A 15,830-nucleotide genomic window follows, 5' to 3' on the forward strand; every position below is an offset into this window, starting at 1 on the left:
AACCTCGTCACAGCGCCATGGCCTGACCCGCCCACCCGCTGTCGCCGCGTCGAGCGATGACCAATGCCTCCCCCACGCCTTGAGCCGCAGCCAGCAGCGAACCATCCGGACCCCAGATTGCGCTGCGACCGGCCGACTCCCACCCTCCGGTAGCACCACCATGATTGGCCATCAACACGGCCATGGCATGTTGCCGGGCATAGCTTTGCAGCAGCGTGGTGTCCGGCTCGTAGCCACCCTTGCTGATCAAGACGCCTGCCGCGTACACCGTGGTGCCCTGCCCCGCGGCCGAGGCGGCATGACAGGCGTGGGTGAAGTCGGCGCAGACCGCCAAGGCGACCTGATCCAAATCCATTGGCAACATTGGGCCGCCATGGCCGGGCGCAAAAACGACCTCTTCTCCCGTATGCAAGTGTTGCTTGCTATAGACCCCGAGGGAGCCATCGGCACCGAGGATAAGTGCGCCGATCAGTACTGGCTCGCTTGTCGACAGGCGGATCGGCATGCCGACGACGGTCGTCAAGCACAGCTCTTGCGCCAAGTCGCGCAGCGGCTGCAAGAGGCTGTCATTGGGGAGGATCGCGAGTTTTGCCGCCAGGCCCAGCTCATAGCCAGTAAGCGACAACTCAGGGAAAACCAACAGCTTCACGTCTTGCTCGGCGGCGGCCTGCATGAAACGCAGATGCGCCATGACATTGGCGTGAACATCTCCGGCGACGGAAATGGCTTGTGCGGCGGCAAAGACTGAAGCGTTCATGGATCTTCCAAAAGAGTCAGCACAACTCAGAAGTTTGTCATAACGCCCATCGGACTCAAGCGAGGCGACTGTTTTTAAATGCCCGATAGCATTTTCTTATTGAACGGCTGCCTCGCGCTCTTGTAAGCTCGGACCATTCATCGGAGACAGATCATGTTCAACGCCCGCTCACCGCTTCAACCTGTCAGCGCCTCGCGCTCGGTTGCGGCTGCCCGGGCGAACAGCGTACAGACTCCGGTCAGCTTTTATTTTGGGTATTGGTTTAGCCACTGGCGCGCCTGATACCCAACCGGCGCCCCATTTTCAACGGGTCGCCTTCCAGAGTTTTCCAAACCCCCGGTCGGCCTCCCGACCGGGGGTTTTGTTTTTCAGGCCCCAGACATTTGCAGCATCAAACAACTTGAGGATTGAGCCATGAACTACGCCACTTATTACCGTTACGACAGTTTTTCCGCCTGGCGATTTACCAGCCACCGCTCGGGACAGCTTGCCGCCTCCGATCGGTCACCTACCGGTGGCATGCCTACGTTGCGGGCCATTACGGCCAATTGTCGAACACCCAAATAGGGCCGGCGCGCGGGAATGAACCCGCAGCCCCGCCCAGGAAGCCAGATCATGAATTCGTCCGTCTCCGCTTTGCCGCTGTCCACACTCAACCCTGCCAATGAAGCCCTGACCCTGCGCTTGCCGAGTGCATTACAGCTCAAGCAACAATTGCCGCTTGATAATGCATTGAGCCAACAGGTCAACGCCCATCGCCAAGTCATCCGCGCGATCCTTGACGGCGAGGACTCCCGCCTGCTGGTCATCGTCGGCCCTTGCTCGATCCACGATCCAGAATCCGCTCTCGAATACGCCGCCAACCTCGCTCGCCTTGCCCGGGAAGTGAGCGACAGCATGCTGTTGGTGATGCGCGCCTACGTGGAAAAGCCTCGCACCACTGTGGGCTGGAAGGGTCTGGCCTACGATCCCCATCTCGATGGCAGCGATGACATGGCCACCGGCCTCGAGCTGTCGCGGGAGTTGATGCGTGAGATGCTGCGACTCGGCCTACCCGTGGCCACCGAACTGTTGCAGCCCATGGCAGCCAGCTACTTCGATGACCTGCTGAGTTGGGTCGCCATTGGTGCTCGGACCACCGAATCACAGATTCACCGGGAAATGGCCAGCGGACTGGGCATGCCAGTGGGCTTCAAGAACGGCACCGACGGTGGGGTCGGCATCGCCTGCGACGCCATGCGCTCAGCGGCGCATCCCCATCGCCATTTCGGCATCGACAGCCAGGGGCACCCGGCGGTCATACAGACCCAGGGCAACCCCGATACCCACCTGGTATTGCGCGGTGGCCATCGCGGACCGAATTATGATTGCCAAAGCGTGGCGCAAATCCACGGCGACCTCACGCGCCTGAAAATCCCGGCCCGCATCCTGGTCGATTGCAGCCACGCCAACAGCGGCAAGGACCCGTTGCGCCAGCCCCAGGTATTCGAAGACGTGCTGGAACAGCGAGTGCAAGGCAACCGTGCGCTCGTCGGCATGATGCTCGAAAGTCACCTGTTCGAGGGCTGCCAGCCGTTGGGCGCGACGATGCGCTACGGTGTATCGGTCACCGATGGATGCCTTGGCTGGGCGTCGACCGAGCAACTGCTGCGCCAGGCTCACCGCAGGTTGCGACTGGGGGCCTGAACGGCTCGACGTTTCTCTGCCTTGTGGCGCGGGAGCAAGCTTTCCTCGCCACAAGGGTTGTCGTTTGGGCTTGCCTCAGGCCCTGGCCCGAACCTGAACGGTAATATCCGCCGAGCGCTGGTGCACTTCATCCAGACGCTCGACCTGATAGAAGACACGCACCGATTGTTCTCGCTGTGCTTGCCAATAGGTAGCCGGTACCGTGAAGACGACCGGCTGGCCGGCCGTGGCTTCAGTGATCTCACGCTCCAGGACGTACGGGTAGCTTCCGTTGCATTGCAACCAGACCAACTCGCCCGCTTCCAACCCAACACCATCGATGACCACGGTCGCGGCTCCCTGCAGCCCCTCGACATCCAGCCAGTCCTCTATCAGCTCCGGTATCCTCGGCGCTTCCAGCGGCGGGCGTACCAATGGGCCTAGCCAGACGGATAACGGCTCGGCGCGACGCACTGAGTGCCCTCGCCTGACGACATAGCTCAAGGTCAACGAATGCCCCGAATAGGGTGCGATGTCCGCATGATCGATCCAGAGTGACAATCTGTTTCCAACCGCGTGAGCCTCGATATCCAGTACGTCGCGCCACAACGGCTTGGAATCCAAAGTGGCGAGGAGAATCAATCGATCGCCGGCCGCCATGTTCGAATAAGGCCGCACAGTCACCGTCGTGCCTTCGGCCAGCCGCCCCGGATCAAGGCTGCCGCCCACCGCGTCATTAGCGATCAGTGGCAACAATTGCGGAGCGCTATCGCCGATCTGCAATTGAAGCGCTTGAGAGACCAACACGGCGGGCAACTGCTTACCGGTAACTCGGTACGAGATTTCCAGCGAGCCACCATCAAGCTCAGCGATATGAGGCTCACGCACGACAAAGACCATGCTGCGGCCGACCTGACGCTGCGTGACGAACCGGCGTACTTCGTGGCGGTAATGCTCGCCCTCATTATTGAGTCCGTGCCAATAAAGCAGCAGCTCATCTCCACACGCCATCATCGGGTACGGCTTGATGGAGACGACAGCCCTGCTCCAGGCCGGATCAATGACGCCCTCGCGGGCCCTGGCCAGCGAGGGGGGCGCTAGTTTTCGCAGTGAAAGCCGGCTTCTGCCAGCAGATGATTCAAGGGTCATTTCCAGGCTCCAATCCTTTGGGAAAAGGCACCGTTTCCCGTAACGGCGCCAGACGAAACCATTAGAACGCCGACGCCCGAGTCATACAGCCAGACAACACGACACACAGAGTGGTCTCTTGCGCCTGCCGGTGTGAGTTTCATAGGCATCGGGCTATCGGAAGTGTCCGAATCCAAAATGCCGCCTGACGTCTGTGGAAAGTTTCTCGCGCTTTTTATTCCTATTTCCGCAGCCACCTGCGGTTTCGTCCTACACCGCTCACTACCGGCCTGGATTAAAGTGGTGCCGCAAACATCACATGAACCTCTTCGAAAAAGGTACGAACATGCAACGGAATGCAACCACCCGTTTTCCCATCCTTTTGGTACATGGTTTGTTCGGGTTCGACAGGGTCGGCCCGCTCGAACTTTTCCATCATGTCAAACAGGCATTGCGCACCGCAGGTGCCCGAGTGTTCATCCCGTATGTATCCGCGACACACTCCAACGAAGCGCGCGGCGAACAGTTGCTAGCCCAGATGGAACGGGTTCTTGAAGGAACCGGAGCCGCCAAGGTCAACCTCATCGGCCACGGGCAAGGTGTGTTGGCCGCCCGTTATGCCGCCGCACTGGCGCCCGACACTGTCGCCTCCGTCACTTCGGTCAGCGGCCCCAACCAGGGGTCGGAACTCGCTGACTTCCTGCGCAAGGCCCTGACGCCGGGCCGCTTGCCGGAGCACGTGGCGAATCGAGTCGCCACACTTTTCGCCGATTTCATCACGCTGCTCAGCGGCCAGGCACAACTGCCACAAAATGCAATTGCAGCACTGGCGGCGCTGACCACCGAGGGCGTGGGTGCATTCAATGACAAGTATCCACAAGGCCTGCCCCAGAACTGGGGAGGCCATGGGCCGCAACTGGTCAATGGCGTACGTTATTACTCCTGGAGCGGCACGGTGCAGGACACGCCGAGTCAGAATGGCGATCAAATGGCCGATTCGTTGAATGATTTCTGCCGGGCTTTTTCCAAATACTTCACCACCGAGGCCGGGCAGAACGATGGCATCGTCGGACGCTTCAGCTCACATCTGGGAAAAGTGATCCGTTCCAACTACCCAATGAGTCACCTGGACACGATCAACCCGCACACTGGAGAAGGCTTGCGCAAGGGGAGCAATGCGACAGAGCTCTATGTCAGGCACGCAGAACGCTTGCGGCTCGTCGGACTCTGACGCAATTTGGCAACAAACCCGGAATGATTCCGGTAGGCTGGGCGTTTTTTTACAACACTGAAAGGAAATACCCCATGGCCAAAGCCACTGCCCGCCACATCCTGGTTTCCAGCGAAGAAAAGTGCAACGAACTCAAGGCCCAGATTGAAGGGGGCGCCGATTTCGCAGAAATCGCCAAGGCGAACTCTTCATGCCCGTCCAGCCGCCAGGGCGGCGACCTTGGTTCGTTCGGCCCAGGCCAGATGGTCAAGGAATTCGACACCGTGGTGTTCAGCGCCCCGATCAATGTGGTCCAGGGCCCGGTCAAGACCCAGTTTGGCTATCACTTGCTGGAAGTGACCAGCCGCCAGGACTGATCCCGGCCCAGGCTGTTTACTCGATGGCTGTCTGAATCATTGTGGCGAGGGGCCCTCCCTTCGCCTCAAGGCTGGCGATTCACACGTGACTCGCGTACAAATCGTAGTCATCGATAACCCGGCTCTAAGGCTGACAATGCGACTGGCTTTTCCCTCGTGGCTGTTCACTGCCGTGGTCCTGCTGACTGGCGCCGCAGGCGTGGATGCCGCACCACAACATGCCCTGACCGTTTATGGCGAACCGGCCAAGTACGCCGAAGGCTTCGCCCACTTTGCCTACGCCAATCCCCAGGCTCCCAAAGGCGGGACGATGCGCCGTTCGGCCGTGGAGATCGGCCATTTTGACCATGTGCTGCCCTACATCGACAAAGGCATCGGCGTCAGCCAGGTCGACGGCATGCTCTATTCTCCGCTGGCCCAGCGCTCCCTGGACGAACCCTATACCGTCTATGGCCTCGTTGCCGAGAAGATGGAGCGCGCCGAGGATGGCCTTTCCCTGCGCTTCTACCTCAATCCCAAGGCGCGTTTTGCCGATGGCAAGCCCATCACCGCGCAAGACGTGCGCTACAGCTTCGACTTGCTGATGACACAAGGCAGCCTGCGTTATCGCACGCAATTCGCTGCCGTCAAAGGCGTCGAGGTGGAATCGGAACGCACCGTTCGTTTCGACTTCAAGAACAATGAAAATCGCACCCTGCCGCTGGACGTCGCTACCCTGCCGGTTTTTCCCGAGCACTGGTGGAAGACACGCGACTTCGCCAACGGAGGCGGCTACGAGCCGCCTCTGGGCAGTGGCCCATACCGGGTGAGCAAGGTCGATTCGGGCCGCAGCATCACCTTCGAGCGCAACGCCAACTGGTGGGGCAAGGACCTGCCGGCCAGCCGCGGCCTCTATAACTTCGACCATTTCAGCATTGAGTATTTCGGCGACACCGATGTGGCGCGGCAAGTCCTGCGCGGCGGCGCCTACGACTACAACCGCGAGTTCTCCGCCACGGGGTTTGCCATCGGCTACGACAGCCCGGCCCTGCGCGACGGCCGGCTGCAAAAAGCCCACCTCGCCACCGAGGCGCCCCAGCCGGCCCAGGGTTTCGTGTTCAACCTGCAACGCCCCCAGTTTCAGGACCGCCGCGTGCGGCAGGCGCTGGCCATGCTCTGGGATTTCGAATGGAGCAATCGCCAGATGATGCGCAACGCCTACGTGCGCCAGCAAAGCTTTTTCTCCAACACTGATCTCGCCGCCCGGCAGTTGCCCGATGCGGGGGAACTGGCGATCCTCGAACCGCTGCGCGGCAAAGTGCCGGACGAGGTGTTCAGCCAGGTATTCCAGGCGCCGAAAACCGACGGCAGCGGTGTCATACGTGACAAACAACTGCAAGCGCTGGCGCTACTGGAGCAGGCCGGCTGGAAGCCTCGCGGCGACCGGTTGGTGAATGCCGAAGGCGAGCCGCTGAGCTTCACGTTCCTGAATACCCAGAACGGTATCGACCGCCTGCTGTTGCCCTACAAGCGCACCCTGGCACAAATCGGCATCGACATGAGCATTCGGCGCATCGACTCGTCCCAGTACGTCAATCGGCTCATGAGTCGCGACTACGACATGATCATCACTGGCTATCCGGTCAGCACCTCGCCGGGCATGGAGCTCTACAACTATTTCGGCTCGGCGGCGGCCAACGACCCGGGGGCGAACAACTACATGGCCTTGCAGAACCCTGCCGTGGACGCCCTTATCGATGGCCTGGTCAAGGCCACCACCCAGGACGACATGCTCCGCCACGCCCATGCGCTGGACCGGGTGCTGCAGTGGAACTACTACTGGATTCCCAACTATTACCCGCCAGGCAGTTCGACCGTCTGGTGGAACCGCTTCGGCATGCCGAAAGTACAGGCGAGCAATGACGAAGCCATCGAGAGCTGGTGGGAAGTCAGCACCACGCCCCTGACCAACGAACAGATGACCGCCGAACGCATCAAGCGTGGCTCACCGGGAGGGCATCACTGATGTGGGCCTATATTGCGCGGCGCCTGCTGCTGATTATTCCGACGCTGGTGATCATCCTCCTGGTGAACTTCGTCATCGTCCAGGCCGCGCCGGGCGGGCCGGTGGAACAGGCCATCGCCCAGTTGCAGGGTGTCGGCAGCACCGGCGTCGGCAGCTCGGGCAATGCCATGACCGGCAGCTCCCGCGCCAGCCGGGGCCTGGACCCGCAACTGATCAAGGACATCGAGAAACAGTACGGCTTCGACAAGCCCGCCCACGAGCGCCTGTGGCTGATGCTCACCAGTTACGCCCGCCTGGATTTCGGCAAGAGTTTCTTCCGCGGCGCCACGGTGACCGACCTGATCCTGGAAAAAATGCCGGTGACGATTTCCCTCGGGCTCTGGGCGACGCTGATCACCTACCTGGTGTCGATTCCCCTGGGCATTCGCAAGGCGGTGCGCCACGGTTCGGCATTCGACGTGTGGAGCAGCACCGCGATCATCATCGGCTACGCCATGCCGGCATTCCTGTTCGCGATGTTCCTGATCGTGGTTTTCGCTGGCGGCACCTCGCTCAACTGGTTTCCGGTGCGCGGGCTGGTCTCGGACAACTTCGAATCCCTGTCGACGCTGGGCAAGATCGCCGACTACTTCTGGCATCTGGTGCTGCCGGTCACGTCGCTGGTAATCGGCGGCTTCGCCACCCTGACCATCCTGACCAAGAACTCGTTCCTCAACGAGATCACCCGGCAATACGTGGTCACCGCGCGGGCCAAGGGAATGAGCGAACGCCGCGTGCTGTACGGGCACGTGTTCCGCAATGCGATGCTGCTGGTGGTGTCGGGCATTCCCCAGGCGTTCATCAGCGTATTCTTCGCCGGATCGTTGCTGATCGAGGTGATCTTCTCCCTCGACGGCCTGGGGCGCATGAGCTATGAAGCCGCCGTGTCCCGGGACTATCCGGTGGTGTTCGGTTCGCTGTTCATCTTCACGCTGTTTGGCCTGCTGATCAAACTCATCGGCGACCTCTGCTACACGCTGGTGGACCCGCGTATCGACTTCGCCGCGAGGAACGCCTGATGTTCAAGTTATCGCCCTTGGGGCGGCGGCGTTTCGAGCGCTTCAAGAAAAACCGTCGTGGCTGGTGGTCGCTGTGGCTATTCATCGGGCTTTTCGTCCTGTCACTCGGCGGTGAACTGATCGCCAATGACAAGCCGCTGGTGATGAGCTACGAGGGTTCGCTGTATTTCCCGGTGTTCAAGCGCTACACCGAACAGGAATTCGGTGGTCAGTTGCCGTTCCAGGCCGATTACCGCAGCAACTATGTGCAGAACCTGATCCACAAGGGCAACGGCTGGCTGCTGTTCCCACCCATTGCGTTCAGCGCCGACACGCCCAACTATGACCTCGATCAACCGGCCCCAAGCCCGCCATCGAGCGTCAATTGGCTGGGCACCGACGACCAGGCCCGGGACGTCATGGCGCGGGTCATCTTCGGTGCGCGGGTGTCGATCCTGTTCGCCCTGGCGCTGACCGCCATCAGCGCGCTGATCGGCATTGCCGCCGGGGCCTTGCAGGGTTATTACGGCGGCTGGGTGGACCTGCTGGGACAACGCCTGCTGGAAGTCTGGTCCGGGCTGCCGGTGCTCTACCTGCTGATCATCCTGTCGGGTTTCGTCGAGCCCAACTTCTGGTGGTTGCTGGGGATCATGGCGCTGTTTTCCTGGCTGGCCCTGGTGGACGTGGTACGCGCCGAGTTCCTGCGCGGGCGCAACCTTGAATACGTCAAGGCCGCCAGGGCTTTGGGCCTGTCCGACCGCAAGGTGATCGTGCGGCACATCCTGCCTAACGCCATGAATGCCACCTTGAGTTACCTGCCGTTCATTCTCACCGGGGCGATTTCCACCCTGACGGCCCTGGATTTCCTGGGATTCGGCATGCCGGCCGGCAGCGCGTCCCTGGGCGAGCTGATCGCCCAGGGCAAACAGAACCTGCAAGCGCCCTGGTTGGGACTGACGGCTTTTTTCACGTTGGCGTTGATCCTTTCCCTGCTGGTATTCATCGGCGAGGCGTTGCGCGACGCCTTTGACCCGCGGTCTTGACCCGCGGTCTTGACCACGATCCATGAACGGAACCTTGAGATGAGCGACAACCTGATCGAAATCCGCGACCTGAGCGTGGCCTTCAACGGCCAGGCGGTGGTGCGCAACCTCTGCCTGGATATCCGCCCCGGCGAATGCCTGGCGCTGGTGGGCGAGTCGGGCTCCGGCAAGTCAGTGACAGCCCATTCGATCCTGCAACTGTTGCCGGAAACCGGCACGCGCACAACCGGCAGCATTCGCTATCGCGGTGAAGAACTGGTGGGTGCCGAGGCGAAGACGCTACGGGAGCTGCGCGGCAACCGGATCGCCATGATCTTCCAGGAGCCGATGACTTCGCTGAACCCACTGCACAGCGTCGAAAAACAGATCGGCGAAACCCTGATGCTGCATCGCGGCCTGGGTGGCAAGGCCGCGCGAGCGCGCATCCTGGAACTACTGGCCCTGGTCGGCATCCAGAAACCCGCCGAACGACTCAAGGCCTATCCGCATCAGCTCTCCGGCGGCCAGCGCCAGCGCGTCATGATCGCCATGGCCCTGGCTTGCGAGCCGGAACTGTTGATCGCCGACGAACCAACCACCGCCTTGGACGTGACGGTGCAGCGCAAGATACTGCTGCTGCTAAAGTCGCTGCAGCAGCGCCTCGGCATGTCCTTGCTGTTGATCAGCCACGATCTCAACCTGGTCCGCAGCATCGCCCAACGGGTATGCGTGATGAAGGCCGGGGAGATCGTCGAGCAGGCGCCTTGCGAGACCCTGTTCAGCACACCGAAACATCCCTATAGCTGCGAATTGCTGCACGCCGAGCCGGAAGGCGAAGCCCTGCCCCGGGATGAACGCGAAGACGTATTGCAAGTGCGGGACCTGCGGGTGAGTTTTGCCTTGGGCGGTGGGCTGTTCCGACGCAAGGAATACTTGCGCGCCGTGGATGGCATCAGCCTGAGCATCCAGCGCGGCAAGACCCTGGGCATCGTCGGCGAGTCCGGTTCCGGCAAATCCACCCTCGGCCAGGCGATCCTGCGGCTGATCGAGTCCGAAGGCAGCATTCGTTTCCAGGGCCAGGCGTTGGATCACCTGTCGCACAAGGAGCTGCGACCATGGCGCAAGCAGATGCAGATCGTCTTCCAAGACCCGTTCGGCAGCCTCAGCCCGCGGATGTCGGTGCAGCAGATCATCAGCGAAGGTCTCGAAGTCCACAGCCCGTCCAGCGCCGAGGCATGCGAGGCGCAGGTGATCCAGGCCCTCAGGGAAGTCGGCCTCGACCCGCAGAGCCGCCACCGCTACCCCCATGAGTTTTCCGGCGGCCAGCGCCAGCGCATCGCCATTGCCCGGGCATTGGTGCTCAAGCCGGCACTGATCCTGTTGGACGAACCGACGTCGGCCCTGGACCGCACCGTGCAAAAACAAGTAGTCACCCTGCTCCGGCAGCTCCAGGAAAAGCACGGTTTGACGTACCTGTTCATCAGTCACGACCTGGCAGTGGTGCGCGCCCTGGCCCATGACATGATCGTGATCAAGGATGGCAAGGTGGTCGAGCAAGGCCCCAGCCAGGACGTCTTCGACGCGCCCCAACATCCCTACACCAGGGAGCTGCTGGCAGCGGCGCATCCAGGATCGGCGTGACGCGATCAGGCGTCGCCGCGCTGGTCCATGGCGTGGGCAAACTCGCCAATCACCTCGACCACCTGTTGCGCGCCACGATGGATATCCAGGATGACCGTGCCCGCCTGGTTCGCCAGCTTCACGCCTTGCTCTGCCTTGAGCGTGCTTGACTGCATGCTGGTCACTGCCTGCCTGGCCAGCTCGCGGTTCTTGCCGACCACGTCGGAGATGGCCACGGTGGCCTGGCTGGTGCGGCGCGCAAGGTTGCGCACCTCATCGGCGACCACCGCGAAACCGCGGCCCTGCTCCCCGGCCCGGGCCGCTTCGATGGCCGCATTGAGTGCCAGCAGGTTGGTTTGCTCTGCGATCCCCCGGATGGCGTCGACGATGCTGCCGATCTCTTCGGACTGAGCGCTCAGGGCGCCGATGCCCATGGCGACCTGCTGCAGTTCATCGGCAATGCTCTGCACCACCGTCACCGTCTGCTGGACGACCGAGGTTCCCAGCTGTGTGTGTTCGTCGGTTCTGCGGGACGTTTCGAAAGCCAGTCTCGCCGCCTTGGATTCAGTTTGGCGCTGCTCGACTTCGCGAGTGATGTCGGTGGCGAACTTGACCACGCCATACAAGCGGCCATTGGCGTCATAGAGCGGGTTGTACGTCGCTTGCAGCCAGACCGTCGCGCCTCGTTTGTCGACGCGCTGGAACTGCCCGCTCATGTATTGGCCACGGTTCAGCGCGGCCCAAAAACCGCGATAGGCTTCGTCCTGCACTTCTCGGGGGTTGCAAAACAGGCGGTGGTGTTGACCGAGCACTTCTTCGCGCCGATACCCCATGACCTTGAGGAAATTCTCATTGGCCCGCACTACGGTTCCACTCAGGTCAAACTCGATGATCGCCATCGAGCGGTCTATCGCCTGCATGACACTGGATTCGGCCTGGGCGCGAAGCACGCGCTCATGGCTGTTGCGCAGGATCTGGACAACGCGCTGCACGCCTGAGCCCTGGTCGCGCACCGGGGCGTAGCTTGCCTCCACCCAGATCCCTTCGCCCGCGCGCCGCAGGTGCAGAAACTGGGCCTCGGCGCTTTCGCCGCGTGCCAACTGCTGCCACAACGCCGCGTTTTCCCGACTGCTCCCATAGGCGGGTTCGCAGAACATCGAGTGATGCTTACCCACGACCTCATCGAGGGAATACCCGGTCATCTCGAGAAAAATCGGGCTGGCGCCGAGCACCTGTCCCGTTACCGTGAACTCAACGACTGCCATGGCGCCGTGGAGTGCCGCACGCTCTGCTTCAAGGATCGCCTGCCTGGCCTGAATCTGGTGCAAAGCGTCCTGGTGCTTGCGAGTGCGAATGAACATGGGTACCGCTCCCGGAGACGTTGACTGCATGACGATGGTCCGCCTGAAGGCCGCGACCTTGGCTGGACACTATTAAGCCATCACTTTTCAAAACTTGTACAGTTTTTTGTTTTTGTACAAGTCGCAGATCATGCTTTGTCCACGGTTGTCGGAATCATTTCCAACCCATCTTCCAACGCCTGCTGTCCCGCAGCGCCTGCCAGTCCAAAAGCTCGGTACGCGCGCTGTGAACGGCCTGCAACTCGACCTGGACCGGCGCCCCCAACTCATCGCAAAGCAACTGGATGACCAGGAAATGCTTCTCTCGGTTGACCGGCTCACACGCCGTCCATTTGGAAAGCTTGAGCTTTCGAGGATTAAACTTGTTCATGGAGCGCTCGCGATTTCATGTACATATTCATGCAACTGTACAAGTTTATTGCCGGTCAAACCACGTCGCGTCAGAAGGGAGTGTTGATCAGCCTGCCTGCCCCGGCATAATGCGGCCGAACGACCGGCTGCCTACTGCAAGCCATCCTTTCCTGGAAATGGCCGATGAACCCCACCGAAAGCCTCAAGGATTACAAGCGCGTGCGCACGCTGGCGATCCGCTCGTTGTTCGAGATCATCGAGCAGTCCAGCGAAGGCACGGTGATCGTCGACCGCGATGCAAACATCGTCTGGATGAACGAACGCTACGCACGTCGCTTCGGCCTCAATTCGGCGCAAGAGGCCATCGGCCGGGCCTGTGAAAGTGTCATCCCGGGCAGCCTTTTGCGTGAAGTGGTGCGCACCGGGCGGCCGATCCTGCTGGACATGCAGGACACGCCCAAGGAACCGCTGGTGGTGATGCGCCTGCCGATCCACGACAGCGCCGGCGCGGTGATCGGCGCCATCGGTTTTGCCCTGTTCGATGAGCTGCGCAGCCTGTCGCCGATGCTCAAGCGCTACCTGAGCATGCAGGAAGAACTGGCTTCTACCCGCTCACTGTTGCGGGCACGGCAGACCAAGTACAACTTTGCCCATTTCATTGGCACCAGCGCTGCGGGGCTCGAAGTCAAGCGCCGTGCCCGACGCAGCGCCAGCACCGATTCCCCCGTGTTGCTGCTCGGCGAAACCGGCACCGGCAAGGAGCTGCTGGCCCAGGCGATCCATGGTGCTTCGCCACGTGCCCACAAGGCGTTTGTCAGTATCAACAGCGCCGCCATTCCCGAGTCCTTGCTGGAAGCCGAGTTCTTCGGCACCGCACCCGGCGCCTTTACCGGAGCCGACCGCAAGGGCCGCGCCGGCAAACTGCAAATCGCCCAGGGCGGCACGTTGTTCCTCGACGAAATCGGCGACATGCCACTGCCGTTGCAAAGCAAGCTGCTGCGCGTGCTGCAAGAAAAGGAATACGAACCTGTAGGCTCCAACGAAGTGCTGCAAAGCGATGTCCGGGTCATCGCCGCGACCTCCACCAACCTCGAGGCGGCAATCCAGCGCGGCGAGTTCCGCGCGGATTTGTACTACCGCCTCAACGTCTTGCCGATCCAGGTCCCGCCGCTGCGCGAACGTCTGGACGACCTGCCGGCCTTGAGCGAGGCGATTCTGGAAGAACTGCGCAGCCAGCACGAACTGAACCACGACGCCCTCGACCTGCTGGGCCAGCACGCCTGGCCGGGCAACATCAGGGAGTTGCGCAACGTGCTGGAACGGGCCGCGTTGCTCAGTGACGATTTGGTGCTCACCGCCGCCGATATGCGTGCCGCCATTGGCACTTTTATGCCCGTTGCGCGCGCGGCGAGCCCCAGCCTGGAGCCGTTGCCCCAGGAAACATTCAGCCAGGCCCGGGCCCGATTTGACCGGCATCTGATCGAAACCACCCTCGCGCAATGCGGTGGGCGGGTGATCGAGGCGGCGCAGCGGTTGGGACTGGGAAGGTCGACGCTGTACAAGAAGATGGTGGCGTTGGGGATTGTGGAGTCTCAATAAAGAGACTCGATATCTCCGAACAGGGACATGCTTTTTGAAGCGCTGTCGCGCCTGTCGCGAGCAAGCTCGTGCCCACAGGCATTGGCATTTTTCCTGACGCTGAGATTACATGCGTAAGCAAGCCTGCTCGCGATGAGGCCAGCAGACTCGATATAAATCTCAAAAGAGAGACGAAACTATCGAACTCGTCTTACAACGCAAGATAATCCCCTTATATTTCAATCAGTTACCTATCTGGCACAAAACTCGCTATAGCCCTCTCCACCGCATCACCCACAAAAATAACAATCCAGGAGACACACCATGAGTGTGATCATTGCCTTGGCAGCCCTCACGCTGCTGATGGTTGCCGCCTACCGTGGCTATAGCGTTATCCTCTTCGCCCCCATCGCCGCCCTCGGCGCGGTCCTGCTCACGGACCCGTCCGCCGTCGCCCCTGCGTTCACCGGGGTGTTCATGGACAAAATGGTCGGCTTCATCAAACTGTATTTCCCGGTGTTCCTGCTCGGCGCCGTGTTTGGCAAGCTGATCGAGCTGTCGGGGTTTTCCCGCTCCATCGTCGCGGCGGCGATTCGCCTGCTGGGCACGCGCCAGGCCATGCTGGTGATCGTGCTGGTCTGCGCGGTATTGACGTATGGCGGCGTGTCGCTGTTCGTGGTGGTCTTCGCGGTCTATCCATTCGCGGCCGAGATGTTCCGCCAGAGCAACATTCCCAAGCGGTTGATCCCGGCCACCATCGCCCTCGGTGCGTTCTCATTCACCATGGACGCCCTGCCCGGCACGCCGCAGATCCAGAACATCATCCCCAGCACTTTCTTCAACACCACTGCCTGGGCGGCGCCGTGGCTGGGCGTGATCGGTACGATCTTCGTGTTCTGCTTCGGCATGCTGTTCTTGCAGCGCCAACGCAACAAGGCCCAGCGCACGGGTGAAGGCTACGGCACGGAGCTGCGCAACGAGCCGGAAACCGCTGAAGACATCAAGCTGCCCAACCCCTGGATCGCCGTTTCCCCGCTGCTGGCCGTGGGCGTCATGAACCTGCTGTTCACCCAGTGGATCCCCCAGTGGTATGGCAAGACCCATAGCCTGGCCCTGCCAGGCATGGCGGCACCGGTGACCAGTGACATCGCCAAGCTCACCGCGATCTGGGCCGTGCAAGCGGCATTGCTGGTGGGCATCGTCATGGTGCTGCTGTTCGGTTTCCGGGCCATTCGCAGCAAGCTGGCCGAAGGCAGCAAGAGCGCGGTGGGCGGTGCGTTGCTCGCGGCCATGAACACCGCTTCGGAATACGGTTTCGGGGCAGTGATCGCCTCCTTGCCGGGCTTCCTGGTGTTGGCCGACTGGCTCAAGAACATCCCCAATCCACTGGTCAATGAAGCCGTTACCGTGACGCTGCTGGCTGGCATCACCGGCTCCGCGTCGGGCGGCATGAGCATCGCCCTGGCGGCGATGTCGCAAACTTTCATCAGCGCCGCCAACGCCGCCAATATCCCGCTGGAAGTGCTGCACCGGGTAGCGGCCATGGCCAGCGGCGGCATGGACACCCTGCCCCACAACGGCGCGGTCATCACTTTGCTGGCGGTGACCGGGCTGACCCACCGCGAAGCCTACAAAGACATTTTCTGCATTACGCTGATCAAGACCCTCGCGGTGTTCTTCGTGATCGGTGTGTTCTACGCCACTGGCATTGTGTGAGGT

13 protein-coding genes and 1 pseudogene are annotated in these 15,830 nt (G+C 61.4%); 9 read left to right on the forward strand and 5 right to left on the reverse strand.

Translation table 11 applies throughout. The features are described from left to right. Window positions 1-7: 7 nt before the first annotated feature. Entirely contained in the window at window positions 8-757 is a 750-nt protein-coding gene (locus JZ00_RS13035; RefSeq protein WP_039589528.1) for a carbon-nitrogen hydrolase family protein, read from the reverse strand. A gap of 615 nt (window positions 758-1,372) precedes the next feature. Between JZ00_RS13035 and JZ00_RS13040 the strand changes: the two genes are divergently transcribed. Further along, complete coding sequence (locus JZ00_RS13040; RefSeq protein WP_039589526.1) at window positions 1,373-2,443, forward strand: 3-deoxy-7-phosphoheptulonate synthase; 1,071 nt, start codon at window positions 1,373-1,375, stop codon at window positions 2,441-2,443. Window positions 2,444-2,518: 75 nt separating this feature from the next. Here the strand turns inward: JZ00_RS13040 and JZ00_RS13045 are convergent, their stop codons facing one another. Next, a complete protein-coding gene (locus tag JZ00_RS13045; protein ID WP_039589524.1) occupies window positions 2,519-3,571 on the reverse strand; it encodes a hypothetical protein in 1,053 nt (350 codons plus the stop codon). A 325-nt stretch (window positions 3,572-3,896) separates the two neighbouring features. On the opposite strand from JZ00_RS13045, the gene JZ00_RS13050 reads away from it, so the two are divergent. The 6 genes from JZ00_RS13050 to JZ00_RS13075 all read left to right on the forward strand — a co-directional run bounded on the left by JZ00_RS13050 (window position 3,897) and on the right by JZ00_RS13075 (window position 10,842). After that, window positions 3,897-4,781 carry an esterase/lipase family protein gene (locus JZ00_RS13050; protein ID WP_039590038.1) on the forward strand — a complete coding sequence of 295 codons (885 nt, stop codon included), beginning with the start codon at window positions 3,897-3,899 and terminating at the stop codon, window positions 4,779-4,781. Between the two features lie 74 nt (window positions 4,782-4,855). Beyond that, the gene (locus JZ00_RS13055) at window positions 4,856-5,137 is read left to right on the forward strand and encodes a peptidylprolyl isomerase (RefSeq protein WP_039589523.1); all 282 of its coding nucleotides are present in this window, start codon (window positions 4,856-4,858) and stop codon (window positions 5,135-5,137) included. 136 nt (window positions 5,138-5,273) lie between these two features. Beyond that, on the forward strand, window positions 5,274-7,142 hold the full coding sequence (locus JZ00_RS13060) for an extracellular solute-binding protein (protein ID WP_039589519.1): 1,869 nt from the start codon (window positions 5,274-5,276) through the stop codon (window positions 7,140-7,142). Beyond that, window positions 7,142-8,200: a microcin C ABC transporter permease YejB gene (locus JZ00_RS13065; RefSeq protein ID WP_039589517.1), complete on the forward strand. Its 1,059-nt coding sequence runs from the start codon at window positions 7,142-7,144 to the stop codon at window positions 8,198-8,200. Before JZ00_RS13060 ends, JZ00_RS13065 begins: the two co-directional genes overlap by 1 nt. Further along, complete coding sequence (locus JZ00_RS13070) at window positions 8,200-9,222, forward strand: ABC transporter permease (RefSeq protein ID WP_039589516.1); 1,023 nt, start codon at window positions 8,200-8,202, stop codon at window positions 9,220-9,222. The genes JZ00_RS13065 and JZ00_RS13070 overlap by 1 nt, the downstream gene beginning before the upstream one ends. 39 nt (window positions 9,223-9,261) lie before the next feature. Continuing rightward, window positions 9,262-10,842, forward strand: a complete 1,581-nt coding sequence (locus tag JZ00_RS13075; protein ID WP_039589513.1) for an ABC transporter ATP-binding protein — start codon at window positions 9,262-9,264, stop codon at window positions 10,840-10,842. Between the two features lie 5 nt (window positions 10,843-10,847). Here the strand turns inward: JZ00_RS13075 and JZ00_RS31950 are convergent, their stop codons facing one another. The 3 genes and pseudogenes from JZ00_RS31950 to JZ00_RS13085 form a co-directional block, all read right to left on the reverse strand. Continuing rightward, window positions 10,848-11,300 carry a methyl-accepting chemotaxis protein gene (locus tag JZ00_RS31950; protein ID WP_411829980.1) on the reverse strand — a complete coding sequence of 151 codons (453 nt, stop codon included), beginning with the start codon at window positions 11,298-11,300 and terminating at the stop codon, window positions 10,848-10,850. A gap of 102 nt (window positions 11,301-11,402) precedes the next feature. Continuing rightward, window positions 11,403-12,212: pseudogene (locus tag JZ00_RS31955) on the reverse strand (PAS domain-containing protein); the annotation flags it as partial. 124 nt (window positions 12,213-12,336) lie between these two features. Next, window positions 12,337-12,552 (reverse strand): TIGR02450 family Trp-rich protein, encoded by a 216-nt coding sequence (locus JZ00_RS13085; protein WP_039589509.1) that lies wholly within the window; start codon window positions 12,550-12,552, stop codon window positions 12,337-12,339. A gap of 164 nt (window positions 12,553-12,716) precedes the next feature. Here JZ00_RS13085 and JZ00_RS13090 point away from each other — a divergent pair, with 164 nt between their 5' ends. Both JZ00_RS13090 and JZ00_RS13095 read left to right on the forward strand, forming a co-directional pair. Continuing rightward, window positions 12,717-14,132 (forward strand): sigma-54 interaction domain-containing protein, encoded by a 1,416-nt coding sequence (locus JZ00_RS13090; protein WP_039589507.1) that lies wholly within the window; start codon window positions 12,717-12,719, stop codon window positions 14,130-14,132. A 303-nt stretch (window positions 14,133-14,435) separates the two neighbouring features. Beyond that, window positions 14,436-15,827 carry a GntP family permease gene (locus JZ00_RS13095; protein WP_039589505.1) on the forward strand — a complete coding sequence of 464 codons (1,392 nt, stop codon included), beginning with the start codon at window positions 14,436-14,438 and terminating at the stop codon, window positions 15,825-15,827. The last annotated feature ends 3 nt before the right edge of the window (window positions 15,828-15,830 follow it).

The sequence above is a fragment of the Pseudomonas frederiksbergensis genome (genome assembly GCF_000802155.2).
Classification (GTDB): Bacteria; Pseudomonadota; Gammaproteobacteria; order Pseudomonadales; family Pseudomonadaceae; genus Aquipseudomonas; species Aquipseudomonas frederiksbergensis_A.